Origin of the sequence: Trinickia sp. (assembly GCF_035492435.1) — a bacterium.
Taxonomy (GTDB): domain Bacteria; phylum Pseudomonadota; class Gammaproteobacteria; order Burkholderiales; family Burkholderiaceae; genus Trinickia.
In genome coordinates this window covers 1-22856 of sequence record NZ_DATJJF010000108.1, presented here as the reverse complement: position 1 = coordinate 22856, position 22856 = coordinate 1, and the positions used below count along the sequence as shown (strand labels likewise).

Here is a 22856-nt window from a genome sequence, read left to right as displayed (position 1 = left end):
CGGCCATGTCGTCCTAGGGCACATCTCGGGCAAGATGCGAATGCACTACATCCGTATCTTGCCAGGCGACAAGGTGACGGTTGAATTGACGCCTTACGATCTGTCGCGTGCGCGGATCGTGTTCCGGGCGAAGTGATTTGGGAAAAAGGGTAATATCATGAAAGTGATGGCATCGGTTAAGCGCATTTGCCGCAATTGCAAGATCATCAAGCGCAAAGGCGTAGTGCGCGTGATTTGCAGCTCTGATCCGCGCCACAAACAGCGCCAAGGCTAACTGCCGCGCTTTTGATGCGCTTTTTGTTTGAGGAAAAACAATGGCTCGTATTGCAGGGGTGAACATCCCGAACCACCAGCATACCGAAATCGGCCTGACGGCGATCTATGGTGTCGGTCGTACGCGCTCGCGGCATATCTGTGACGCGGCTGGTGTCCAATATTCGAAGAAGGTCAAGGATTTGACCGATTCGGATCTCGAAAAGCTGCGCGAAGAAGTCGGTAAGTTCGTGGTCGAAGGCGATTTGCGTCGCGAAGTCACGATGAACATCAAGCGCCTGATGGACTTGGGCTGCTATCGTGGCGTACGTCATCGCAAGGGTCTGCCCATGCGTGGTCAGCGTACCCGTACGAACGCGCGTACACGCAAGGGTCCGCGCCGTGCCGCGGCATCGCTTAAGAAGTAAGTGTTAAGCGCGATTACTACAGGAAAACGTAATGGCTAAGGCTTCGAACAACTCCGCGGCGCAACGCGTTCGCAAGAAGGTTAAGAAGAACGTCGCCGAGGGCGTGGTTCACGTTCACGCGTCGTTCAACAACACCATCATCACCATTACCGATCGCCAAGGGAACGCGCTTGCCTGGGCTACCTCGGGTGGCCAGGGTTTCAAGGGCTCGCGCAAGTCCACGCCGTTCGCGGCGCAGGTTGCGGCGGAGTCGGCTGGTCGTGTGGCGATGGAATACGGCGTGAAGAACCTCGAAGTGCGGATCAAGGGCCCCGGCCCGGGTCGCGAGTCGGCAGTTCGCGCGTTGCATGGTCTTGGCATCAAGATCACCGCGATCTCCGATGTGACGCCCGTCCCGCACAACGGTTGCCGTCCGCCGAAGCGTCGCCGTATCTAAGGCACGCGTAGATGCAACGCCTGCTGGCGCTTCGATGCGCCGGCAGGCTATTTGCATATCGATTGTCTAAGTCCACCGTTCGGCCCGTCGGGTCCGGACTAGCGCGGGCGAACAGCCTTGCGTGATTAATCTAGAAGGAAAGCAACGTGGCACGCTATACCGGCCCAAAGGCCAAACTCTCTCGCCGTGAAGGCACCGATCTCTTCCTGAAGAGCGCCCGCCGCTCGCTCGCCGACAAGTGCAAGCTTGACAGCAAGCCTGGCCAGCATGGCCGTACTTCGGGTGCGCGCACGTCTGACTACGGCACGCAGTTGCGCGAAAAGCAGAAGGTGAAGCGCATTTATGGCGTGCTCGAGCGTCAGTTCCGCCGCTACTTTGCGGAAGCCGACCGCCGCAAGGGCAACACCGGTGAGAACCTGCTGCAATTGCTCGAGTCGCGTCTCGATAACGTCGTCTACCGCATGGGCTTCGGCTCGACTCGCGCCGAAGCACGGCAACTCGTGGGCCACAAGGCGATTTTGCTTAACGGCCAAGTCGCCAACATTCCGTCGATGCAGGTAAAGGCTGGCGACGTGGTGGCTGTGCGCGAGCAGGCCAAGAAGCAGGCGCGGATTGTCGAAGCGATGTCACTCGCCGAGCAAGGCGGCGTGGCCAGCTGGGTCTCTGTTGACGCCAAGAAGTTCGAAGGTACGTTCAAGCAAATGCCGGAGCGTGCCGATATTGCAGGCGACATCAACGAAAGCCTGATCGTCGAATTGTATTCGCGTTAATCGGATTCGCGGCCGGGGTACCCGATTGCATGACGCAGCGGGCGCCCCGGCTGTTCATTTTCAGGTATTGCCGGTCAGCCTTATCGGTGTAACGAGCCGAGGGTATTGAAAAGGAAAACCTATGCAAACCAGTTTGTTGAAGCCCAAGATCATCGGTGTGGAATCGCTCGGCGACAACCACGCGAAAGTGGTCATGGAACCGTTTGAACGCGGTTACGGCCATACATTGGGCAATGCGCTTCGGCGCGTCCTGCTGTCGTCGATGATCGGCTATGCGCCGACCGAAGTGACGATCGCAGGCGTGGTGCACGAGTACTCGACGATCGACGGTGTTCAGGAAGACGTCGTCAATCTGCTGCTGAACTTGAAGGGTGTCGTATTCAAGCTGCACAACCGCGATGAAGTGACGGTCACGCTGCGCAAGGAAGGCGAAGGCGTGGTGACCGCGCGCGACATCGAGTTGCCGCATGATTGCGAAGTGATCAATCCCGATCACGTTGTCGCGCACCTGTCGAAGGGTGGCAAGCTCGACGTGCAGATCAAGATCGAGAAGGGTCGTGGCTACGTGCCCGGCAACGTTCGTCGCTACGGTGACGAAACGGCGAAGATCATCGGCCGGATCGTCCTCGATGCGTCGTTCTCGCCGGTTCGTCGCGTGAGCTACTCGGTTGAGAGTGCGCGGGTCGAGCAACGTACCGATCTCGATAAGCTCGTCATGAACATCGAGACGAACGGCGTCATCTCGCCGGAAGAAGCGATCCGCCAGTCGGCTCGCATTCTCGTCGACCAGCTCGCGGTGTTCGCGGCACTCGAGGGCACGGAAGCCGCTGCTGAAGCGCCGTCGCGCGCGCCGCAGATCGATCCGATCCTGCTGCGTCCGGTGGACGATCTCGAGTTGACGGTTCGTTCCGCGAACTGCCTCAAGGCCGAGAACATCTACTACATCGGCGACTTGATCCAGCGCACCGAGAACGAGTTGTTGAAGACGCCGAACCTCGGCCGCAAGTCGCTCAACGAAATCAAGGAAGTATTGGCGTCGCGCGGCTTGACGCTTGGGATGAAGCTCGAGAACTGGCCGCCGGCTGGTCTCGACAAGTAATCGGGGTATCGCCCCGGGACTGGCAAGGTTGCGCATTTTTTCTTAAAATGCGCGCCTTGCCGATTTTTTCTACCGGCCCGTGTCTCCGTGTCGCCGCAACAACGGCAACAGCTTCGGGGGCGATAGAAGAGCTGGATCAAAACTCTGAACCAAGGAAACGAAAATGCGTCACCGTCATGGTTTGCGGAAACTGAACCGCACGAGCAGCCACCGTCTGGCAATGCTCCGTAACATGTCCAACTCGCTCATCGAACACGAAGTCATCAAGACGACGTTGCCGAAGGCGAAGGAACTGCGCAAGGTTGTTGAGCCGCTGATCACCCTCGGCAAGAAGCCTTCGCTCGCAAATCGCCGCCTCGCGTTCAACCGCCTGCGCGATCGTGACTCGGTCACGAAGCTCTTCGAAGTGCTCGGTCCGCGCTTTGCGAACCGTCCGGGTGGCTACCTCCGCATCCTGAAGTTCGGTTTCCGCGTGGGCGACAACGCGCCGATGGCGCTCGTCGAGCTGCTCGACCGCCCGGAACCGGTGGAGGCTGAAGAGGTTCAGGAAGCTGAATAAGCGTTCCGTGTCATAAGAAAAGGGTCAGGCATAGCTTGGCCCTTTTTGTATTCGGGCCCTGGTTTCCTTCGTCGGTAGGCGTTCCGCGGCCGGCGTGGTGGTATCTTGACCGGTGATACGATAAGGGCTGCTTTAATCGCCGAGCGCTGTGGAGGAGGCTATGCCGTTGGACATCGTTTTGATGCTGACCACGCTGCCGGATCCGATTTCGGCGACAAAACTCATCGATGGCGTGCTTAACGCGAGGCTCGCTGCCTGCGTAACTGAGGCGGGCTGCGTTCGTTCTCGTTACCGTTGGCGGGGCAAGGTGGAAACCGCCGAGGAAGTCCAACTGCTCTTCAAGACCAGCGCAACCAGCGCGCTTGAACTCGAGCGATTCATTACCGCCCATCACCCTTATGAAACGCCGGAGATCATCTCGTGGCCGGCAAACGCATCCACGGCCTACGGCCAATGGGTGGTAGCGGAAACTCATCGTCCTACTCATGTCTAGATTGGTGAACCTGCGCGGTGTAGCCTGCTTGGCGCGCCTTCTTTTTGTCTTTCTGGTTGCTTCTTGCTTCACGGCAGCCTTGTCCGGTGTCGCGCGTGCCGATGATTTCCTCGATCCATCATCGGCTTTCCGCTTCAGCGCAACCGAACAGCCGGGTGAGGTCGACGTGCGCTTTGCGATCGCCGATGGTTATTACCTGTACCGCGAGCGCTTTGCCTTCGCCGTGAAAAGCGGCAACGCGACACTCGGGGCCGCGCAACTGCCGAGCGGCCATGTGAAGTTCGATCCCACTTTCGAAAAGAACGTGGAGACGTATCGCAATGAGGTCGTGATCCGCATTCCCGTCACGGCCGCTAACGGGCCCTTTGACCTCAGCGTTACATCGCAGGGTTGCGCGGACGCAGGCATTTGCTATCCGCCGGCCAATCACGTCTATCGCGTCGAGGGGGCAGCGCTGCACGCGGCCGGTGCGACCGGCGCAGAAACGGTTGCGGCACAGAGCGATGATGTCGCGGCTGTGCCCTGGTACGAGCGTGTGACGAACGCCGACTATGCGCAATCGCTGCTGCAAGGCGGCAGCTTCGCCGCAACCGTCGGGTTGTACTTTCTCGCCGGCATCGTGTTGAGCCTCTTGCCGTGCTCGTATCCGATGATTCCCATCATCTCGGCGATCATCATCGGGGAAGGTCACAAGGTGACGCGTGCACGTGGCGTTGTCTTGTCGTTGGCGTACGTCCTCGGTATGGCCCTCGTCTACACCGGGCTCGGCATTGCCGCCGCGCTCGTCGGGCAAAGCCTCGGCGCCTGGCTGCAAAACCCGTGGGTGCTGGGCGCATTCGCGCTGTTGCTCACGGTGTTCGCCATGTCGTTGATTGCGGGTGTCGATATCGCCCTGCCGCAGCGCTGGCACGACCGGGTCACGGTAGCCTCCAATCGGCGCTCGGGCGGCAAGTTAGCGGCCGTCGCAGCGATGGGCGCGCTTTCGGCGCTCGTCGTCGGTGCTTGCATGACCGCACCGCTTTTCGCCGTACTCGCATTTATCGCGCATACCGGCAACGCTGTGCTCGGTGGCGCTGCATTGTTTTCGATGGGCCTCGGTCTTGGCGTGCCTTTGGTCGTCGTCGGCCTCGGTGCGGGAGTGCTCTTGCCGAAGAGTGGCACGTGGATGGACGGCATTAAGGTGCTGTTCGGCGTCATACTGCTTGCAGCCGCACTCTGGATTGTCTGGCCGGTGCTTGGGGCGGCGGCGCAGATGCTGCTCGGTGCGCTCTGGCTGCTGTTTGCCGCCGCAACGCTGGGGCTGTTCACACCGCTGGCCGGCACGCCTTCGGTCTCGGTCTGGCGGCGTCTCGGTCGCGGCCTCGGCGCGGCGCTCGCGATCTGGGCGGCGACGCTGCTCGTCGGGCTCGCAGCCGGCTCGAACGATCCGCTGCGTCCGCTGGCAGTGCTGACCATGCGCGGCGCTGTGCCTGGCGAGTCAACCGTCTCGAAGGGTGCCGCTGTCGCGGACGATGCCGGCAAAGCAGGCAGCGACGTGGGCGATAACAAGACAAACACGCTCCCGTTCCAGCCGGTTCGGTCGACGACGAGCCTCGATCAAGCGTTGAAGACTGCCAGCCGACCAGTCATGTTGGACTTCTACGCCAATTGGTGTGTGAGCTGCAAGGAAATGGAGCGCTTTACCTTTTCGGACCCGCGTGTGAGCGCCCGGCTCGCGCAACTGCAATTGATGCGGGCCGACGTGACGGCCAACGATGTCGACGATCAAGCACTGCTCAAGCGCTTTACGCTTTTTGGCCCCCCTGGGATCGTCTTTTTCGATCGTAGCGGGAAGGAAGTCGAGCGGGTAGTCGGCTATGAATCGGCTGATGTATTCCTGAGGCGCCTTGACCGGTTGAACTCTGCTTCACAGCCCTGACACAGCCGTGATTCACAGCCCTGACTCGGGGCCGGACGTTGTTGATGCAACCGGGCATTGCCGTGGTGCGCTGTTCTTATTCATCGGCACGTGCGCCAAACCAAGCCCGGCGCCTGCGGCTTAGCGACCTCGCCATCGGCGTATCGGATTGTCGAGCGCCAGTGACGGCGCTCGACGCACGGTTGCCCTTGTCGAGTATTTTATTTTTGCGCGCGCAATAGCCGCGCGGCATCGAGCGCGAAGTAAGTGAGCACCCCGTCCGCGCCCGCGCGCTTGAACGCAAGCAGCGATTCCATCATGACTTTGTCGTGGTCAAGCCAGCCGTTTTGAGCGGCGGCCTTGAGCATTGCGTACTCGCCGCTCACCTGATAAACGTAAGTCGGAAACCGGAACTCATCTTTCACGCGCCGCACGATGTCGAGATAAGGCATGCCGGGTTTCACCATGACCATGTCGGCGCCTTCATCGATATCGAGGCGGACTTCGCGTAGCGCCTCATCTGAATTTGCCGGGTCCATCTGGTACGTCATCTTGCTGCTTTTGCCTAGGTTCGACGCCGAACCGACTGCGTCGCGGAAGGGGCCATAAAACGCCGACGCGTACTTCGCTGCATAAGCCATGATCCGCGTATGGATATGGCCGGTGCTTTCGAGCATTTGGCGCAGCGCGCCGATGCGGCCGTCCATCATGTCGGAGGGGGCGATGATGTCCACACCAGCTTCTGCTTGCGTACGTGCCTGCTCGACGAGAATCGCGATGGTTTCGTCGTTCATTACATAGCCCGCCTCATCCAATACGCCGTCTTGGCCGTGACTCGTATACGGATCGAGGGCGACGTCGGTCAGCACGCCGAGTTCGGGAAAACGTGCCTTCAACTCACGCACTGCGCGCGGAACGAGCCCTTGCGGGTTCGCGGCCTCGCGCCCGTCGGGCGTCTTCAGCGACGGCTCGATGGCTGGAAAAAGCGATAGCACCGGTACACCGAGTTCGACGCATTGTTCGGCGATGCCAAGCAGCACGTCAACGGAAACGCGCTCGACGCCAGGCATCGACGCGACAGGCTGACGTACGTTCGAGCCTTCCACGATAAAAACGGGATAGATGAAATCGTCGGGCGTCAGTACGGTTTCGCGCATAAGGCGGCGCGAGAAATCATCGCGGCGCATACGTCGCGGACGGTAGTGTGGATGAGGACTCATAACGGTCTGAAAACTGGCTGGGTTTTGATAAAAGGGCAAACGGCGGCGCCGAAAAATCGGCGAGCAATGGTATATGATAGCGAACGAGTGAGGCGCTTGGCGCCGAGCTCCCCGCTTCTCCTCCCTGAGCGGGTGCCTGTCGTTTTTTCGATTAGGCTGTTCAACCCGCCGAGGTCCGGCGGGTTTTTTTATGGCGCCCGGCAGGGCGCACTCACTGGAAGGTGAAAGTCCTCTACTCGCCCGAACTGCACGTAGGGTGGTTTAGGAGGGCTGAGGGGGGAACCCCTCACGCTGTGAGAGAGGCGATGTGTGCCGAGGGGAAGTCGGCGCCGAAGCAAGGTTTGGCCAACGCTTTGAAAGTGCAGCCTCGCCGAAGGTGAGTGGCCCTCAGCTGGGGCGAACGCGCCTGCTGAAGGCGCGGCGCACGGTAGAGCGCGCGGGAAACGCCGCACTCAAAGTGAGTTGGCATCGCCCTTGTTCAGCAGCCAGCTTTCGATCAAGGTATGAGCCTCGTCAAGGCCGGTGCGCTTGAGCGCTGAGAAGAGTTGCGCGGTCAGCTCCCCTGAGTACCCGGCATCGCGATATTCGGCGAGCCCTTTTTGCGTCGCGCGAAGGGCATTGATGCTTTCTTGTCGAGTCAGCTTGTCGCACTTCGTCAGCAAAGTATGAATCGGCTTTCCTGTCGGCGCGAACCACTCGATCATGCGCCTGTCGAGCTCGGTCAGCGGGCGGCGAGAGTCCATCATCAAAATCATGCCGCGCAGTTGCGCCCGTTCTTGCAGGTAGCTCGACAGGAGCGCTTCCCAGTGCGCTTTCGCCGCGCCTGGCACTTCCGCATAGCCGTAGCCCGGCAAATCCACGAGATAGCTGGTCGGTGGTTCAGCCGCAGGACCCACGCTGAAGTAATTGATATGCTGCGTGCGACCGGGCGTCTTGCTCGCAAAAGCAAGACGCTTTTGATTACACAGCACATTGATTGCCGTCGATTTTCCCGCGTTGGAGCGGCCCGCGAATGCGATTTCGGGTACCACCGTGGCAGGAAGATCGCGCAAGTGGTTAACGGTCGTGAAGAAGCGGGATTGGTGCAGCAGGAAGGCCATGGCGGAAAATGGGAAACGAGCGGGCGACGCCCGGGGGGCTCGCTGGACTGAGAGCCAAGAGGCAATGCCGTGTTCTGGTGGGCTGGTACGGCCCGAGTGGCGCCGACTGGCGGCTTTGGCGATACAACGGTATTGTACAATACGAAGGTTTGCATCCGCCGAGGCCGGGGAAGCGTAATCTTGCAAGGCGCGCGGCGCCTGAATGCAAGGAACGCCTAGCGAAATCAATGCGTAGTGCGAAACCTCCTCGAGCCATGGCCGGGCCACTAGGCGGTTGTTTGCAGCACAGAGGGGCTCACGCCAGCAACGGCTCGAGGGCGCTCCAAAGCTGTCGGCTCGAGTTAGCGCTTCGGCGGTTACTCGAGTCCCGTGCAAAGCTGTCGGCTGGAGTTAGCGCTTCGGCGGTTACTCGAGCCCCATGCAAAGCTGTCGGCTCAAGTTAGCGCTTCAGTGCTTGCTCCGATTCCATGCAAAGCTCAAAAAAATGAAACCGGGTGTGTGAATGAATCGACTTTGCAAAGGTTGGGCGGTCCTCAGCGTGGTGGTAGCCAGCGTGTTCGGCGCAATGTCCGCCAGCGCGGCGGATGCACCCAAGCCTGATATCAACCGGGGCCAGACTATTGCGACAACCATCTGCGCCGCCTGCCACGGAGTGAATGGCAACAGTCCCACCGCAGCGTTCCCAAAGCTCGCGGGGCAGCCTCAGGAGTATCTGGTCAAACAGCTGAAGGACTTCAAGGCTGAGGCAGGCAAGTCAGTTCCCGCACGCCAGAATCCGGTCATGGCGGGTATCGTTACCTCGCTCTCCGACCAGGACATGGTCAACGTTTCAGCCTATTTTGCGACGCAAACGCCCACGCCGGGTGTGGCGCGCGCGGCGGCTACCGTGTCGCTTGGACAGCGAATCTATCGCGGCGGCGTTGCTGACAAGGGCGTGCCGGCCTGCGCCGCCTGCCATGGACCGGCAGGCCAAGGCGTGCCGATTCAGTATCCGCGTGTGTCGGGGCAGTGGGCAGACTATCTGGTTGCGCAATTGAATGCATTCCAGCAGGGTTCGCGTAACAATAGCGAGCCGATGCGCCAAATCGCGTCGCGTCTGTCCGATCAGGAAGTCAAGGCGGTCGCCGATTACATGGCCGGCTTGCATTGATCGTGGCCGTGCTGATGCGCGGCCAAGCGAGCCCGGTGGCCTGATGGACTGGTCGATTGGCATTGGGTGAGGGGCGCTAAGGGGCTGGAGTAAGGGTTAGAGCGCTAACTCCAGCCGACCGCTTTGCATGGGGCTGGAGTAAGCGCTAAAGCGCTAACTCCAGCCGACACAACAAAAGGGTGGGGCGGTAGTTTGTCGGCGGCCCCCCTTTTTTGCTGGCAGTTTTGGAGTGGGAATGAGTGTCACGACGTCAGGTTATGAGTCCAAGTCAGAACGGCGTGCGCTGACCAGCGCCGTCGAATTGCTGAGTTCAATGCGATTCGCCATCGCATTGCTCGTCGTGCTGGCCGTCGCAAGCATCGTCGGCACTGTCCTGACCCAGAATGATCCCTACCCGAATTACGTGAATCAGTTCGGCCCGTTTTGGGCCGACATCTTCCGCGGACTCGCCCTCTATACGGTCTATAGCGCCTGGTGGTTCTTGTTGATCCTCGGCTTCTTGATCGTGTCGATCTCGTTGTGCGTCGTGCGCAACGGGCCAAAAATGATCGCGGACGCAAAAAGCTGGAAGGACAAGGTCCGCGAAGGCAGCCTGCGCGCCTTTCATCACAAAGCCGAATACGCGGTAAAGGGTTCGCGCGCCGAAACCGCCACGCGGCTCGCCGCGCTGCTTCGCAAGCTCGGCTACCGGTTCATCGTGCGAGAAACCGACGGAGCAACGCTCATCGCAGCCAAACGCGGCGCGCTCGCCAAGATCGGCTATATCTTTGCGCACCTCGCTATCGTCGTGATCTGTCTCGGCGGGCTCCTCGACAGCAATCTGCCCATCAAGTTGCAGATGTGGCTGTTCGGCAAGTCGCCGGTAGCGAGCAGCAGCGTCATCAGTGACATCGCGCCCGAGCATCGGCTCTCGTCCTCGAACCCAACCTTCCGCGGCTATGCATGGGTGCCCGAGGGCCAACACGTGTCGACGGCCATTCTCAATCAACCCAACGGCTCGCTAATCCAGGACCTGCCGTTTTCGATCCAGCTCAACCGGTTCATCGTCGACTACTACTCGACCGGTATGCCGAAGCTCTTTGCCAGCGACATCGTCATCATCGATCACAAGACCGGCAAGCGCATTCCGGCCCGCGTCGAAGTCAACAAGCCGTTCGAGTACGACAACGTGGCCATCTATCAGTCGAGCTTTCAAGATGGCGGCTCGCAGGTGACGATGACGGCCTGGCCGATGGCCGGCGGCGGCGTGGCAACGATGCCGGTTGTCGGCACGATTGGTGGGTCGGCGCCACTTCCGGCTTCGATGGCCGGGGTCGACGGCCAAAGCGTCGAATTCACCGATTTCCGCGCGATCAACGTCGAAGACATGACGGACGGCAGCGGCAAGACCGACGCGCGCGGCGTTGCGTCGAGAGGCGCGGTCGTACAGTTCTTCGACGATCGGCTGGGCTCCGGCGCGAAGACTTCGAAGCAGGTCAATCTACAGAACGTCGGGCCGTCGGTGCAGTACAAGATCCGCGGGACAGACGGTCAGGCCCGTGAGTTCAACAACTACATGGCGCCAATCGATATTCAAGGCGAGCAGGTGTTCCTGGCCGGCGTGCGGTTGAACCCCGAAGACCCCTTCCGGTATTTGCGCATCCCGGCCGACAGCAATGGCACGCTCAAGGAGTGGATGCTGCTGCGCGCGGCCCTCGCGAATCCATCGCTGCGCGCTCAGGCGGCGCAGCGCTTCGCCGAGCGCTCGGTGCCCGAGAGCAACGCCGAGTTGCGCCAACATCTCCAGCAAAGCGCACTGCGTGTGCTGACGCTCTTCGTCAATGGCGACGAGAACGACGCCAAGGCACCCGTGGGCCGGCCGAACGCGGGTTTCCAGGCAATCGCAAACTTCATCGACCACTCAGTGCCCAAAGCGGAGCAGGAAAAGGCAGCATCGCTGCTGCTGCGAATGCTCGAAGGCGCCACCTGGGATCTCTGGCAGCTCGCCCGGGAGCAAGCCGGCGAGCCGGATATGAGCCCCGATGCCGCGGCGTCGCGGTTCGTGCAGACGTCGATCAATGCGTTGTCGGATAGCCTTTTGTATGGATCGCCGGTCTACTTGCAGCTCGATTCGTTCAAGCAGGTGCAGGCTTCGGTCTTTCAGCTGACGCGCGCGCCCGGCAAGAAAGTGGTGTATCTTGGCAGCCTGTTGCTTGTGCTCGGCATTTTTTCGATGTTCTACGTGCGCGAGCGACGCCTCTGGTTCTGGCTCAAGGACTCGCATTCCGGCGCCAGCGTCGTGATGGCCATGTCCACGGCGCGCAGGACGCTCGATTTCGAGAAGGAATTCGCAACGACGCGCGAAACGGTCGGTGCCACGCTCGGCGCCTTCGCCCAAAATGCAGAAACGGTGGCATCGCCTACCGAAACTCTGGGCCGCGACCACACTCGGTAACAACATGGAATTGACCAACGCCTCCCGCTCCCACCGCACGGCGGACGCTGCTTCCCTTGCCTCGATCGGCGTCCTGGATGAGCGTTCGTTCATTCGGCGCCTGAGCGTGCTCGACTGGCTCTTTGCCGTCGCTTTGGCTACCGGTGCAGGGTTCGCGCTCGCGCGTTATCACGCGTTCATGAATTACTACGACACGCTCGTGCTGATCGGTACCGTACCGGCGCTGGTCACACTGGGTTGGCGTTGGAAGCCTTCGAGGCTCCTGATGGCGGGTATCGCTGGGCTGGCGGTGCTGTCGATCAATATTTACCAGGGCGATCTTTCGCGCGCCGACAGTAATTTCTTCCTTAGGTATTTCTTGTCGAGCCAGTCGGCGATCCTTTGGATGAGCGCGCTTTTTGTTTTCGGCACGGTGTTTTACTGGATCGGCACACTTTCTCGGTCGCCTTCGGGCGGATCCATCGGCTCAAAGCTGACGTGGTTTGCTGTGCTGATGGGTTTTACCGGCCTGATGGTGCGTTGGTACGAGTCCTATTTGATCGGCGCCGACGTTGGCCATATTCCTATCTCGAACCTCTATGAGGTTTTTGTCCTCTTTTCCCTGATTACCGCGCTGCTCTATTTGTTTTACGAACAGCATTACGCCACGCGCGCGCTCGGTGCGTTCGTCATGCTGGTAATTAGCGCGGCCGTCGGTTTCTTGATGTGGTACTCGATCGCCCGCGACGCGCAGCAGATTCAGCCGCTCGTGCCCGCGCTGCAGAGCTGGTGGATGAAGATTCATGTACCCGCCAACTTCATCGGGTACGGCAGTTTCGCGCTGTCGGCTATGGTCGGCGTTGCTTATCTCGTGAAGGAGCGCGGTGTACTCGCCGATCGCTTGCCGGCACTCGAAGTCCTCGACGACGTCATGTACAAGTCGATTGCCGTCGGCTTTGCCTTTTTCACGGTGGCGACGATTTTGGGTGCCCTCTGGGCCGCTCAGGCGTGGGGCGGCTATTGGAGCTGGGATCCGAAAGAAACCTGGTCGCTGATCGTCTGGCTCAACTATGCCGCATGGCTTCATATGCGGTTGATGAAGGGGTTGCGCGGTGGCGTCGCCGCATGGTGGGCGCTGACAGGGCTGGTCGTGACGACGTTCGCGTTTCTCGGCGTCAATATGTTCCTCTCGGGCCTGCACAGCTACGGTAAGCTGTAACGTCGCTGCTGGTCCCCTGGCCACAATCGAATCAAACAATCAAACCGCCGAGTGGGCCTGCCTGCCGGCGGTTTCTTATTTGGCGGCGCATTAGCGTCCTGTGCATCCAAATGGCGGGTCGGGCTGTATATGGAGACATCGGGCTTATCCATCGAACCATATGACGGACGCACGGCCCGGCGATTCCAATAGGAGCTGTCACTGTGTTGATCAAACGAGCGCAGCGCAAGCTGCTGACGGGCGAGGACCTTCGCGCCGGCGAGATCACGCCGCAATCTGTATTCGAGAACCGTCGCCGGCTGTTGCAGGCAGCAGGGATGGCGGGGCTTGCCGCCACGGGAAGTTTCCTGGGACTTGCTAGCCCTGCTGCGCGCGCAAGCTTCGCGTCGCCCGATCCGGCGGCGCACAAGCTCGCCGCTGCGACGAACCCCAATTTCGTCGCACCCGACAAGGTGACGTCGTTCAAAGACATCACCACGTTCAACAATTTCTACGAATTCGGCACCGACAAAAGCGACCCGTCGCAGCACGCCGGTACGCTGCGTCCGCATCCCTGGCGCGTCAGTGTCGAGGGGGAGGTCAAGAACGCGAGGGTCTATGACATCGACGAGCTGCTGAAGCTAGCGCCGCTCGAGGAACGCGTCTACCGCATGCGCTGCGTGGAAGGATGGTCGATGGTGATTCCCTGGATCGGCTTTCCGCTTGCCGATCTCATCAAGCGCGTCGAGCCTACCGGCAACGCCAAATACGTGCAGTTCATCACGCTCGCCGACACATCACAAATGCCGGGCCTCTCCGATCCCATTCTTAACTGGCCCTATTCGGAGGGCTTGCGCATGGACGAAGCCATGAATCCGCTCACGCTGCTCACGGTTGGCCTCTATGGGCAGGTGTTGCCGAACCAGAATGGCGCACCCGTTCGCATTGTCGTGCCGTGGAAATATGGGTTCAAGGGTGCGAAATCGATCGTGAAGATTCGCTTCATCGACAAAGAGCCGCCGACCAGTTGGAACACTTATGCGCCCAATGAGTACGGTTTCTATTCGAACGTGAACCCGAATGTCGATCACCCGCGCTGGAGTCAGGCTACCGAGCGGCGCATCGGCGAGGACGGCTTTTTCACGCCGAAGCGAAAGACCCTGATGTTCAACGGATACGGCAGCCTCGTCGCATCGATGTATCAGGGTATGGATCTGCGCAGGAATTTTTGATGGCCACCACTACGCCCACATTAAGCAGTTCGCGCGCAGGCGATGCGGCTCGCGAACGCGCTGACACGGTACGTTCCGATGCCCTTGCAAGTGCACCGAGCACGGCTCGTACGGCGCGCCCGGCGGCGCCGCGCAAACAGGGACGATGGGTGGTCCCCGCCAAGATCGCTATTTTCATCGCGAGCTGGTATCCGCTTGCCCGTCTGTTGATCGATGGATTGACCGACCGGCTCGGCGCAGACCCGATTCGCGACATTACCTGGACAACGGGAACCTGGACGCTCGTCTTTCTTTGCATCACCCTTGCTGTGACGCCGCTGCGCAAGCTGACGGGGATCAACGCGTTGATTCGGTTCCGACGCATGCTAGGGCTTTACGCCTTTTTCTACGCGTCGTTGCACTTCATCACCTACATCTGGTTCGATCAGTGGTTCGATGTGGTGCAGATCGTCAAGGACATCGGTAAGCGACCGTTCATTACCGTGGGCTTTGCCGCATTCGTGCTGCTCGTGCCGCTAGCCGTCACCTCGCCGCGCGCGGTCGCCCGCAGGCTGGGGCGGCATTGGCAGACGCTGCATCGCGCCGTTTATCTGATCGCCGCGCTCGCGATCGTGCACTTCTGGTGGATGAAGGCGGGGAAGAACGATCTGTTCCAGCCGAAAGTCTACGGCGCAATCGTTGTGGTGCTGTTGGGCTGGCGTTTAGTCGCCTCGATACGCTCAAGGCTCATCAGCAGACTGCCGAGTTAGGTCGGGCCGGCCCGCTGAGGCCGGCTCCGCACGGTTGATCAGCGCGGCAAGACCGTTTCGTTTTGGAACAGTTCGCGCACCGTCTCTCGCGGCCGCACGAGATAGGCGTTATCGCCGTCGACGATGACCTCTGCCGCGCGCGGCCGTGTGTTGTAGTTCGAACTCATCACGAAGCCGTAGGCTCCGGCTGAGCGGATCGCCAGCAAATCGCCAGCGGCGATGGCCAGTGACCGATCGCGTCCGAGCCAATCGCCGCTTTCACACACGGGACCGACCACATCGTAGACGCTCGGCGTCTCGTTGCGCAGCAACACGGGTTCGATAGCATGGAATGCCTGGTACATCGCGGGGCGGGCGAGGTCGGTCATCGCCGCGTCGACGATGGCGAAGTTCTTTTCCTCCCCAGGCTTCAAGAACTCCACGCGCGTGAGCAACAGGCCGGCGTTGCCCGTCACAGAGCGGCCCGGCTCGAAGCATACGGCACGATGTCCGTGGCCGCGTGCCTCGATGTGATCAAGCACAGTACGCACAAAAAGGCCGATATCGGGCGGCGCTTCATCGTTGTAGGTGATGCCGAGGCCACCGCCTACGTCAATGTGGTGAATCGGCGTGCCATCTGCTTCGATCTGATCGACGAGCTCGAGGAGCCGGTCGATCGCATCGAGGTAAGGTGAAATCTCCGTGATCTGCGAGCCGATGTGGCACGCGATGCCGGTTACCTCGAGGTGCGGCATTGCGGCTGCGCGCCGATAGGTTTCGCGCGCATCGTCGAACGCGATGCCGAACTTGTTTGCCTTGAGTCCCGTCGAGATGTACGGGTGCGTTTTCGGATCGACATCGGGATTGATGCGCAGCGAAACCGGTGCCTTTAAGCCCTGCTCGGCGGCAACAGCGTCGAGCCGGTCCAGTTCTGGAATCGATTCAACGTTGAAGCAACTTACGCCGGCTTTGAGCGCCTCGCGCATTTCATCCGCGCTTTTACCGACACCCGAAAAGACGACGTTCTCGGCTTTGCCGCCCGCCGCCAGCACGCGCGCGAGTTCGCCGCCCGACACGATGTCGAAGCCTGCGCCAAGCCGGGCGAATACGTTCAGTACGCCGAGGTTGCTATTCGCCTTGACGGCGACGTGCACGGACGCGCGACGTCCTGCACAGGCGCGCGCGTAAGCCTCGTAGGCCTCGGTCAATGCGGCGCGCGAGTAGACGTAAAGAGGCGTGCCGAACTCGTCAGCGAGCGCTACGGTGCTGACGCCTTCGGCGTGAAGTACACCGTCGACATGCGTGAAGGCGGATTGGGACATACGGGGATCGGTTTTAATTAAGTGGGGCGGTGCAGCGTTACTGATCGACTGCGCTGCCCGAGGCCGGGCTTGCTGACGAGGGCGACTTCGCACCCGATTTCGGCGTCGACAGTTTATCCACCGGCGCGAGCTCCAAAGGTGTCCCTTCGGACTCCGGCGCGGGATTGGCGTCGACACTTGACGCTGCTTCGGCACCCGATGCAGCGCGCTGCGGCGGCTGCACGGTTTCTTCGGCCGGCTTCGGAGGCAACGGAGGAACCGTCGGCAGATAGAGCGGTCCGCGATTGCCGCAGCCCTCGAGCGCTACGGTGCCTGCAACGGCAACGGCCAAAGCCGCTACAATCGCGCTCATCCTGAAGACGACTCGCATGACTGCCTCTAAGGTCTGTGAAGAGTTGAACCGCCGGAGTTTAGCATGACCGACACTGACTACCTGAGCCGTGCCGAGGCCGTGCTCGCCACTGTTGAGCGCACACTCGACAACATCGAGGCCGACATCGAAGGCGAGCGCAGCGGCAACGTTCTTACGCTCGAATTTGAAAACGGTTCGAAGATCATCATCAACCTTCAGCCGCCGATGCAAGAAATCTGGATCGCAGCGAAGGCCGGTGGCTTTCACTACAAGTTCACCGACAGCCAATGGCGCGACACGCGCAATGGCAGCGAGTTCTTTGCGGCGCTTTCCGACTACGCCTCGCAGCAGGCCGGGCAGCCTGTCACTTTCGAGGCGTAAGCGGTCTTCGATCGACGTCGCGCGGGAAAGCGGGAACGGGAAAGCGTCTCGGCCATGGCAGCCGTCTTGACTCACTCGCCTTCGAGCGAGTTTGTCGGTTGTTCCTTTTGCTCGGAGCCGGCGCCTCGCACGAGGAAGGGCGTTGCGCCAGTCGCTCCCGATGCGTCCACGGTTGCTTCGGGCTCGCCTTCGGTCTTGTGTTCTGCCGGGGCTGGCACGTCGACCGACGACACAAAGCCTTGTCTGGGCAGGAACGCTTTGAAATAAGGCTCGCCAGCGACGGTCTCGATATCGGCCGGCATCGGCATCTGATAGGCGGGCACCCCTTTCAACGCGTCGCGCATGTAGTCCATCCAGATCGGCAGGGCGACACCCCCGCCGGTTTCCCGATCGCCAAGACTGCGTGGGTTGTCGTAGCCAACCCACGCGATCGCCGCCAGTGTGTGGTGATAGCCGGCGAACCAGGCGTCGCGAGAGTCGTTCGTCGTGCCGGTCTTGCCCGCGAGATCTCGGCGGCCAAGCTCATTCGACTTCGCACCCGTACCGCGCTGCGCCACGCTTTGCAGCAGACTGTTCATCACGTAGGCGTTGCGCGCGTCGATCGCGCGCGGCGCATCCTGTTCGGCGACGATCGGTTGCGCGCGGGCAAGAACGACCCCTTGCTGATCGGTGACCTCGGCAATCAAGTACGGATTCACACGATAGCCGCCGTTGGCGAACACGGAGTATGCCCCGGCCATCTGCAGCGGTGTGACAAGCCCCGCGCCAAGCGCCATTGGCAGGTAGGCGGGATGTCGCTCGGCGTCGAACCCGAAGCGTGTGATGTATTGCTGTGCGTAATGTGTGCCGATTCGCGCAAGGATGCGGATCGACACGAGGTTGCGCGACTTTTGCAGCGCGGTGCGCATGGTCATCGGACCGTCGAAGCCGCCTCCGTAGTTTTTCGGTTCCCACGGTGCCGCGCCCGTTTGGGAGGCGTTGAAGAAAAGCGGTGCATCGTTGATGATGGTCGCCGGGCCTAGCCCTTTATCGAGCGAAGCCGAATAGATGAAAGGCTTGAAGCTCGAACCAGGCTGGCGCCACGCCTGCGTAGCATGGTTGAACTTGTTCTTGTTGAAGTCGAACCCGCCGATGAGCGCGCGGATCGCACCATCCTGCGGCACGATAGAGATAAAGGCGCCTTCTACCTGTGGTAACTGAACGATGCGCCAGCTGCCGTCGTCGCGCCGTGTGACCCGCACGATCGCGCCGGGACGAATGCGCAATGCGGGCGCGGCGCGCGGTCCGAGTGCAGGGGCAACGAAACGCAGGCCGTCACCTTCGATTCTCGCGACGCTGCCGTCCGCAAGCTTGGCCTCGACGTGATGTGCATCGGCCTTCGTCACGACGGCCGGGACGATTTCGCCATTGTCGGGCCGGGCGGCGAGCGCGATTGCGATCGCGCGTTCGCGCGACGCGGCGTCGGCGGGCAGATCGATGAATGCTTCAGGGCCCCGATAGCCTCGGCGCGCGTCATAGGCGAGCAAGCCTCGGCGCAACGCGCGATAGGCGTTGGCCTGATCGGCGGAATCGATGGTGGTCACGACGGTGAGGCCTCGTGTGTAGGCTTCGTCGCGATATTGCTGGTACATCGCCTGGCGAACCATCTCCGCCACATACTCGGCGTGCACGCTGAACTGCTGGGCCGTGTTCTTCGCGAGCACGAGCGGCTCCTGGGCCGCCGCCTCATACTGTCCCCGCGTGATATAGCCCTGCTCGAGCATCCGCAGCAGGATGTACTGCTGGCGCAGCTTGGCACGCGCTGGATTGATGACAGGGTTATAGGCCGACGGCGCTTTCGGCAGGCCCGCGAGCATCGCCGACTCGGCGAGCGTGAGCTGCTTCAGGTTTTTGCCGAAGTAGATGCGCGCCGCCGACGCAAAGCCGTATGCGCGCTGTCCGAGGTAGATCTGATTCATGTAGACCTCAAGAATCTGATCTTTCGTCAGTTCACGCTCGATTTTGTAAGCGAGCAACATTTCGTACACCTTGCGCGTGTACGTCTTTTCGCTCGATAAGAAGAAGTTGCGCGCCACCTGCATCGTGATCGTGCTTGCGCCCTGGGTCGCATGGCCGTTCATGAAAGCAACGGCGCCAGCCCGCGCCACGCCAGCGAAATCGACACCGGCATGTTCGTAGAAGCGGGCATCTTCGATGGCCACAATCGCCTCTTTCAGAAACGCTGGCGCGTCCGCGAGGCGAACGACATCGCGCCGCTCATCGCCGAATTCCCCGATCAGGACATGATCAGACGTATAGATGCGCATGGGAATTTTCGGCCGATATTCGGTGAGCGCGTTGATCGGCGGCAGGCGGGGGCTTGCCACGATGAGCGCATACGCGAGCACGAGCCCAACGGCCAGCCCCGCCATGACCGCGCATGCCGCCAAGCCTGCGGCAAGTTTCGCCAGCAGACTGCGCTTGGGTGGCGCAGGTGGCGGTGAGGTGGGCGGCTGCGGGTCGAGGGGCTGCATACGAAAGGTGACAAGCACACGCAGCGATTATAGCGGGCGAAACGCTTAGCTTTCGATTGGCTTAATTGTCAGGGGCGTGCGGCTCCGAGAACTGGTACGTGACGGGATACCGGGGGCCTAATCTTTGGGGCTGCTCTGCTGGCTTGGATGCAATATCGATGTTGGCCATTCGGCTGAATGGCCTTGAGGCGGCTCACTTTGCAGAATTTCTCCATCGCGAACTTTCGCCGTGGCTGACCGGCCCGGCGGTGTTGTAAGGAGAATTCATGCTGGCTGTCAGCCAACTGCTGTCCCCGCCGCTGCCTTGGCCGTTGCGTCGACGCTTTGCCGCGGGCGTCGATCTTGGCGTCTCCGAGGCAAGGCTTGTCGTGCTGAGCCGTGGCGGTGAGCGAGCGGGGCCGGTGCGGGTGGAATGGCTCGGGGAGATGGCGCTGGAGTGTTCGGCCATGGCTGGCGGCGAGATTGCCGACCGTGCCGCCGTCGCACGCGCCGTCGCCGCGCTCTTTTCCCAGTGGCCCCGATACCGCGCGGTGGGGCGGCGGCTGTCGTGCGCGATGGCGGTGCCGGGCAGCGCGACGATCATCGACTCCCTGCCGTTATCGCATCCGTTTCCGCATCCGTCTTCGCGCTTGGGCGAGGCGCTGCATCAAAGCACCATCGATGCGATGGAAGCCGCCGTCTACGCGCACGCCGAGCGGCTCGCCGGCATCGAGCGTCGGGCAATCGCAGTCGATTGGTTCGTCGACGAGGGTAACTGCGGGTGTGCTGCTCCGGTATCCGCCTCGCCGCGCGCAGCCGCGGCGCCGCACGTCACGATAGCAGCCACAGCCCGGCATTATCTCGAGGCACGTATCGAAGTTGCCGCTTCCGCGGGGATTGCGTTGCGTGCTGTGGACGGCGAGTTGCCTGCCGCGCTGCGCGCGCTCTGCCATGTCGCTGAACACGAACTGCGTGAGGCCGTGCCGTTTGCCGCAATTTGGTTCGGCGGTGACGGCATGTACGGCTGGCGTGTGACGGATGAATCGGTCCAAGCCTCGGTGCGCTACCCGGCACCCGAACATCCGGATCTGGAGGCAGCGCTGTGCACACTCGCGGCTGGCCAGGCGCTCGGCTGCGCGGTTGTAGGGGGCGATTTGGGTCGCTTGACCGGCTGCGGCGTGTCGCTCGCCGACATCAGTCGCCTACTCGGATGCGCGGTACGGCCATTCGAGTGCACCCCGTTTCTTGAGTCGGACACGCACGCTTCGTTGGCCAGCGCCTGTCACTGGGCTTGTGCGCCTAGCTTCGCTGTCGCATTCGGGTTGGCGTTGCGCGGGGTGCGCGAATGATCGCCCGGGCACTGATGAACAAAGGCGGACGGGCGATCGGCATTCGCATCGGCGGCTTCAATCTGCTGCCCTATCGGCAAACAGTTGCACGCGAGCGTCGTCGCCGGCTCGTCATCGAGTCGGTGGCGGCCGTGCTTGTCGGCGCGCTCGCGGCCTTGGCATGGACGGCTTTTGACACCGTTCGCCAATCGGGACAAACGGCGCAGCGCGCGGCGCTCGAGCGAGCGCTGGCCGGGTTCGCCACGCCGCTTGCCGAGTACAGGCGGCTTGAGGCCGCGAGCGCGCGGGCGCAGGGGCATGCGGAGGTTGCGACCGATCTAGCTCGGCCGCGAGCCCTGTTGCTCGAGACATTCGACGCACTGGGCCGCACGCCGAGCTCAGGCGTGGTGCTCCACCGGATCAAAATGAGCGAGGGCGGTTTGGAGCTCTTTGCAAGCGCTGCTGACAACGCATCCTCTGCGGCATGGATCGACCAATTGGCTCGCGCGCGCGGCGTTCGCATTGCCGAAATTACGGATTGGCGCCTGGCGGCCAAAGGCGCGCCTCATGAGACCGAAGTCACGGCCCGTGTGATGTGGGATGAACCTATTGCCGTCGGCGCACCGTCCGAGGGTCCGAAAGTCGGGCGGATACGGCGATGAGGACGATGTTGAACGAGGTTCGGCAACGGCTGGGGCAAGCGAGCTGGCTGGTTGGTAACGCGAGCTCAGGTCAAGACCGGTTCTGGCGTTGGCTCAGCGGCCTCACCGCACGCCCTGAGCATTGGCGTTCATCGCACCGGCTTTTGTTGGGTGTTGTGCTTGCTGCTGTCGCGTTTGCGACGGGTGTGCACGGCTGGCGCGCCGCTGGCGTTGGGATGCCGGTCGAAAACGATGCCGAGCTTGCCCACCTTCAACGGCGCGTCGATGAAGCGCGTGCCGCGCTTGTCAAACTGCCCGTGCTGAGGAGTGCGGCGGCAAAGCGAGGTGCGCTTGCCGATGACGCAAATTCGTCGCGTGCGGCCCAGTGGCAAGCGATTTCGTCACTGGCGGCACGCTCGGGCGTGGCGCTGCAATCGCTCGAACCCGGCGCTGGCGCTCGCTCGGGCGATGGGGTGCAGGCGGCGCGGCACCTGCGCATTGTGGCGCGGGCGAGCTTCGCGCAATGGCTCGCGTTCTTGCAGGGTTTGCCGACATTGCCGTCGCTTGTCGTTCCGACGGCGCTGCGCGTCGAGCGCGCAGACAACGCGCTCGCGATCGAAGCGACGCTGCGGGTCTACGAGGCATTGCCCGCGGGCGGGCATGAGGCGCGAGAGTCGGCGGCGGCACCTGGCGAGACGCTAGAGCTTGCCGACCCGTTCGGAGCTGTCAACGCTGCGCCAGCCGCGACATTGGCCCCTATGCGCCTGCTCGGCGTCATACATGGCAAGGCACAGGGTCTCGCCATGTTTGAAACCGAAACGGGGCTTGCAGTGTACGAGTCGGGGCAGGCTTTGGGCGCCGAGCGAATCGTCGGCATCGACGCTCACGGCGTGACGCTCGCGAGCCGCGAGGGGCGCCGCGTGCTCACGTTCCCGGAGAACGCGTCATGAGGCATAGTCATCGCTTCCCTCTGTTATTCGCTGCCTTGGGTGCTGGATTGTTGGCAGCATTCACCGTGCGTGCATCGGTGTCACCGCTGCCGCCGCTTCCGCCCGAGCTGCAGCGTGCGGACGCGGCGACGGGCGGGAAGAGCTCCATCGAGGCATTGGACATCACGCCCGGCATCGAGTGGGGCGCTAGCGGCAGCCGCCGATCGGGCACAACAACGACGCGTCAGGCCGCGGCCTTCGAGCTCGAGGGCTTGCCGGGCGACGCGCGGGACGACCACATCGATGACCGAATCGATGACGGTGTCGAAGAGGATGTCGACGACGATCGTGAAGGGAAGGCCAGACTTCTACCGGAAACCGAAGACGGCGTGCCCCTGGCGGAATCGCCGATTGAGCGGTCGGGCACATCGGAGGC

Annotated in this window: 24 protein-coding genes; 19 read left to right on the top strand and 5 right to left on the bottom strand. The window is 61.7% G+C overall.

The annotated features are described in order from the left end of the window. The 9 genes from infA to dsbD form a co-directional block, all read left to right on the top strand. A partial coding sequence (infA, locus tag VL598_RS08395) for a translation initiation factor IF-1 (protein WP_325326246.1) occupies positions 1 to 136 on the top strand: 136 nt, incomplete at its 5' end. Between the two features lie 21 nt (positions 137 to 157). Continuing rightward, positions 158 to 274: a 50S ribosomal protein L36 gene (gene rpmJ, locus VL598_RS08390; protein ID WP_004199844.1), complete on the top strand. Its 117-nt coding sequence runs from the start codon at positions 158 to 160 to the stop codon at positions 272 to 274. Between the two features lie 40 nt (positions 275 to 314). Next, positions 315 to 680: a 30S ribosomal protein S13 gene (gene rpsM / locus VL598_RS08385; RefSeq protein ID WP_325326243.1), complete on the top strand. Its 366-nt coding sequence runs from the start codon at positions 315 to 317 to the stop codon at positions 678 to 680. Positions 681 to 711: 31 nt separating this feature from the next. Then, positions 712 to 1116 (top strand): 30S ribosomal protein S11, encoded by a 405-nt coding sequence (gene rpsK, locus VL598_RS08380; RefSeq protein ID WP_006052224.1) that lies wholly within the window; start codon positions 712 to 714, stop codon positions 1114 to 1116. Positions 1117 to 1262: 146 nt separating this feature from the next. Continuing rightward, positions 1263 to 1886, top strand: coding sequence for a 30S ribosomal protein S4 (gene rpsD / locus VL598_RS08375; RefSeq protein ID WP_325326242.1), 624 nt, complete (start codon positions 1263 to 1265; stop codon positions 1884 to 1886). 121 nt (positions 1887 to 2007) lie between these two features. Next, positions 2008 to 2985 (top strand): DNA-directed RNA polymerase subunit alpha, encoded by a 978-nt coding sequence (locus VL598_RS08370; protein WP_325326241.1) that lies wholly within the window; start codon positions 2008 to 2010, stop codon positions 2983 to 2985. 163 nt (positions 2986 to 3148) lie between these two features. Continuing rightward, the gene (gene rplQ / locus VL598_RS08365) at positions 3149 to 3544 is read left to right on the top strand and encodes a 50S ribosomal protein L17 (RefSeq protein ID WP_325326240.1); all 396 of its coding nucleotides are present in this window, start codon (positions 3149 to 3151) and stop codon (positions 3542 to 3544) included. A 166-nt stretch (positions 3545 to 3710) separates the two neighbouring features. Beyond that, a complete protein-coding gene (gene cutA, locus VL598_RS08360) occupies positions 3711 to 4037 on the top strand; it encodes a divalent-cation tolerance protein CutA (protein WP_325326245.1) in 327 nt (108 codons plus the stop codon). After that, positions 4030 to 5955, top strand: a complete 1926-nt coding sequence (gene dsbD / locus VL598_RS08355; RefSeq protein WP_325326239.1) for a protein-disulfide reductase DsbD — start codon at positions 4030 to 4032, stop codon at positions 5953 to 5955. Before cutA ends, dsbD begins: the two co-directional genes overlap by 8 nt. A 200-nt stretch (positions 5956 to 6155) precedes the next feature. Here dsbD and hemB read toward each other — a convergent pair whose 3' ends face one another. Both hemB and yihA read right to left on the bottom strand, forming a co-directional pair. Beyond that, entirely contained in the window at positions 6156 to 7154 is a 999-nt protein-coding gene (hemB, locus tag VL598_RS08350; protein ID WP_325326238.1) for a porphobilinogen synthase, read from the bottom strand. Between the two features lie 452 nt (positions 7155 to 7606). Then, complete coding sequence (gene yihA / locus VL598_RS08345) at positions 7607 to 8254, bottom strand: ribosome biogenesis GTP-binding protein YihA/YsxC (protein ID WP_325326244.1); 648 nt, start codon at positions 8252 to 8254, stop codon at positions 7607 to 7609. 502 nt (positions 8255 to 8756) lie between these two features. On the opposite strand from yihA, the gene VL598_RS08340 reads away from it, so the two are divergent. From VL598_RS08340 to msrQ, 5 genes are all read left to right on the top strand, one after another. After that, positions 8757 to 9404, top strand: a complete 648-nt coding sequence (locus tag VL598_RS08340; RefSeq protein ID WP_325326237.1) for a c-type cytochrome — start codon at positions 8757 to 8759, stop codon at positions 9402 to 9404. 235 nt (positions 9405 to 9639) lie between these two features. Continuing rightward, complete coding sequence (locus VL598_RS08335; protein WP_325326236.1) at positions 9640 to 11838, top strand: cytochrome c biogenesis protein ResB; 2199 nt, start codon at positions 9640 to 9642, stop codon at positions 11836 to 11838. A 4-nt stretch (positions 11839 to 11842) separates the two neighbouring features. Further along, positions 11843 to 13036: a c-type cytochrome biogenesis protein CcsB gene (gene ccsB / locus VL598_RS08330; RefSeq protein WP_325326235.1), complete on the top strand. Its 1194-nt coding sequence runs from the start codon at positions 11843 to 11845 to the stop codon at positions 13034 to 13036. Between the two features lie 203 nt (positions 13037 to 13239). Next, positions 13240 to 14247, top strand: coding sequence for a protein-methionine-sulfoxide reductase catalytic subunit MsrP (gene msrP / locus VL598_RS08325; protein ID WP_325326234.1), 1008 nt, complete (start codon positions 13240 to 13242; stop codon positions 14245 to 14247). Then, positions 14247 to 14996: a protein-methionine-sulfoxide reductase heme-binding subunit MsrQ gene (gene msrQ / locus VL598_RS08320; RefSeq protein ID WP_325326233.1), complete on the top strand. Its 750-nt coding sequence runs from the start codon at positions 14247 to 14249 to the stop codon at positions 14994 to 14996. Before msrP ends, msrQ begins: the two co-directional genes overlap by 1 nt. 38 nt (positions 14997 to 15034) lie before the next feature. On the opposite strand, the gene lysA is transcribed toward msrQ, so the two are convergent. Both lysA and VL598_RS08310 read right to left on the bottom strand, forming a co-directional pair. Continuing rightward, on the bottom strand, positions 15035 to 16297 hold the full coding sequence (lysA, locus tag VL598_RS08315) for a diaminopimelate decarboxylase (protein WP_325326232.1): 1263 nt from the start codon (positions 16295 to 16297) through the stop codon (positions 15035 to 15037). 37 nt (positions 16298 to 16334) lie between these two features. Beyond that, positions 16335 to 16667 carry a lipoprotein gene (locus tag VL598_RS08310; protein WP_325326231.1) on the bottom strand — a complete coding sequence of 111 codons (333 nt, stop codon included), beginning with the start codon at positions 16665 to 16667 and terminating at the stop codon, positions 16335 to 16337. A 45-nt stretch (positions 16668 to 16712) separates the two neighbouring features. Between VL598_RS08310 and cyaY the strand changes: the two genes are divergently transcribed. Beyond that, on the top strand, positions 16713 to 17030 hold the full coding sequence (gene cyaY / locus VL598_RS08305; RefSeq protein WP_325326230.1) for an iron donor protein CyaY: 318 nt from the start codon (positions 16713 to 16715) through the stop codon (positions 17028 to 17030). Positions 17031 to 17101: 71 nt separating this feature from the next. Here cyaY and VL598_RS08300 read toward each other — a convergent pair whose 3' ends face one another. Further along, positions 17102 to 19543, bottom strand: a complete 2442-nt coding sequence (locus tag VL598_RS08300; RefSeq protein WP_325326229.1) for a penicillin-binding protein 1A — start codon at positions 19541 to 19543, stop codon at positions 17102 to 17104. Between the two features lie 266 nt (positions 19544 to 19809). Here VL598_RS08300 and VL598_RS08295 point away from each other — a divergent pair, with 266 nt between their 5' ends. The 4 genes from VL598_RS08295 to VL598_RS08280 form a co-directional block, all read left to right on the top strand. After that, positions 19810 to 20871, top strand: coding sequence for a pilus assembly protein PilM (locus tag VL598_RS08295; RefSeq protein WP_325326228.1), 1062 nt, complete (start codon positions 19810 to 19812; stop codon positions 20869 to 20871). Positions 20872 to 20885: 14 nt separating this feature from the next. Beyond that, the gene (locus tag VL598_RS08290; protein WP_325326227.1) at positions 20886 to 21512 is read left to right on the top strand and encodes a hypothetical protein; all 627 of its coding nucleotides are present in this window, start codon (positions 20886 to 20888) and stop codon (positions 21510 to 21512) included. Beyond that, entirely contained in the window at positions 21509 to 22441 is a 933-nt protein-coding gene (locus tag VL598_RS08285) for a hypothetical protein (RefSeq protein ID WP_325326226.1), read from the top strand. Before VL598_RS08290 ends, VL598_RS08285 begins: the two co-directional genes overlap by 4 nt. Then, the coding region (locus VL598_RS08280; protein WP_325326225.1) for a hypothetical protein at positions 22438 to 22856 on the top strand (419 nt) is incomplete at its 3' end. The genes VL598_RS08285 and VL598_RS08280, both read left to right, overlap by 4 nt.

Excerpts from the sequence above, each read along its gene's own strand:
- rplQ (WP_325326240.1), top strand. The coding sequence starts at position 3,149 with ATGCGTCACCGTCATGGTTTGCGGAAACTGAACCGCACGAGCAGCCAC.
- VL598_RS08310 (WP_325326231.1), bottom strand. The coding sequence starts at position 16,667 with ATGCGAGTCGTCTTCAGGATGAGCGCGATTGTAGCGGCTTTGGCCGTT.
- msrQ (WP_325326233.1), top strand. The coding sequence starts at position 14,247 with ATGGCCACCACTACGCCCACATTAAGCAGTTCGCGCGCAGGCGATGCG.
- VL598_RS08340 (WP_325326237.1), top strand. The coding sequence starts at position 8,757 with ATGAATCGACTTTGCAAAGGTTGGGCGGTCCTCAGCGTGGTGGTAGCC.
- lysA (WP_325326232.1), bottom strand. The coding sequence starts at position 16,297 with ATGTCCCAATCCGCCTTCACGCATGTCGACGGTGTACTTCACGCCGAA.
- hemB (WP_325326238.1), bottom strand. The coding sequence starts at position 7,154 with ATGAGTCCTCATCCACACTACCGTCCGCGACGTATGCGCCGCGATGAT.
- VL598_RS08295 (WP_325326228.1), top strand. The coding sequence starts at position 19,810 with ATGCTGGCTGTCAGCCAACTGCTGTCCCCGCCGCTGCCTTGGCCGTTG.
- VL598_RS08335 (WP_325326236.1), top strand. The coding sequence starts at position 9,640 with ATGAGTGTCACGACGTCAGGTTATGAGTCCAAGTCAGAACGGCGTGCG.
- rpsK (WP_006052224.1), top strand. The coding sequence starts at position 712 with ATGGCTAAGGCTTCGAACAACTCCGCGGCGCAACGCGTTCGCAAGAAG.
- VL598_RS08370 (WP_325326241.1), top strand. The coding sequence starts at position 2,008 with ATGCAAACCAGTTTGTTGAAGCCCAAGATCATCGGTGTGGAATCGCTC.
- VL598_RS08300 (WP_325326229.1), bottom strand. The coding sequence starts at position 19,543 with ATGCAGCCCCTCGACCCGCAGCCGCCCACCTCACCGCCACCTGCGCCA.
- yihA (WP_325326244.1), bottom strand. The coding sequence starts at position 8,254 with ATGGCCTTCCTGCTGCACCAATCCCGCTTCTTCACGACCGTTAACCAC.
- rpsM (WP_325326243.1), top strand. The coding sequence starts at position 315 with ATGGCTCGTATTGCAGGGGTGAACATCCCGAACCACCAGCATACCGAA.
- ccsB (WP_325326235.1), top strand. The coding sequence starts at position 11,843 with ATGGAATTGACCAACGCCTCCCGCTCCCACCGCACGGCGGACGCTGCT.
- cyaY (WP_325326230.1), top strand. The coding sequence starts at position 16,713 with ATGACCGACACTGACTACCTGAGCCGTGCCGAGGCCGTGCTCGCCACT.
- rpmJ (WP_004199844.1), top strand. The coding sequence starts at position 158 with ATGAAAGTGATGGCATCGGTTAAGCGCATTTGCCGCAATTGCAAGATC.
- VL598_RS08285 (WP_325326226.1), top strand. The coding sequence starts at position 21,509 with ATGAGGACGATGTTGAACGAGGTTCGGCAACGGCTGGGGCAAGCGAGC.
- VL598_RS08290 (WP_325326227.1), top strand. The coding sequence starts at position 20,886 with ATGAACAAAGGCGGACGGGCGATCGGCATTCGCATCGGCGGCTTCAAT.
- dsbD (WP_325326239.1), top strand. The coding sequence starts at position 4,030 with ATGTCTAGATTGGTGAACCTGCGCGGTGTAGCCTGCTTGGCGCGCCTT.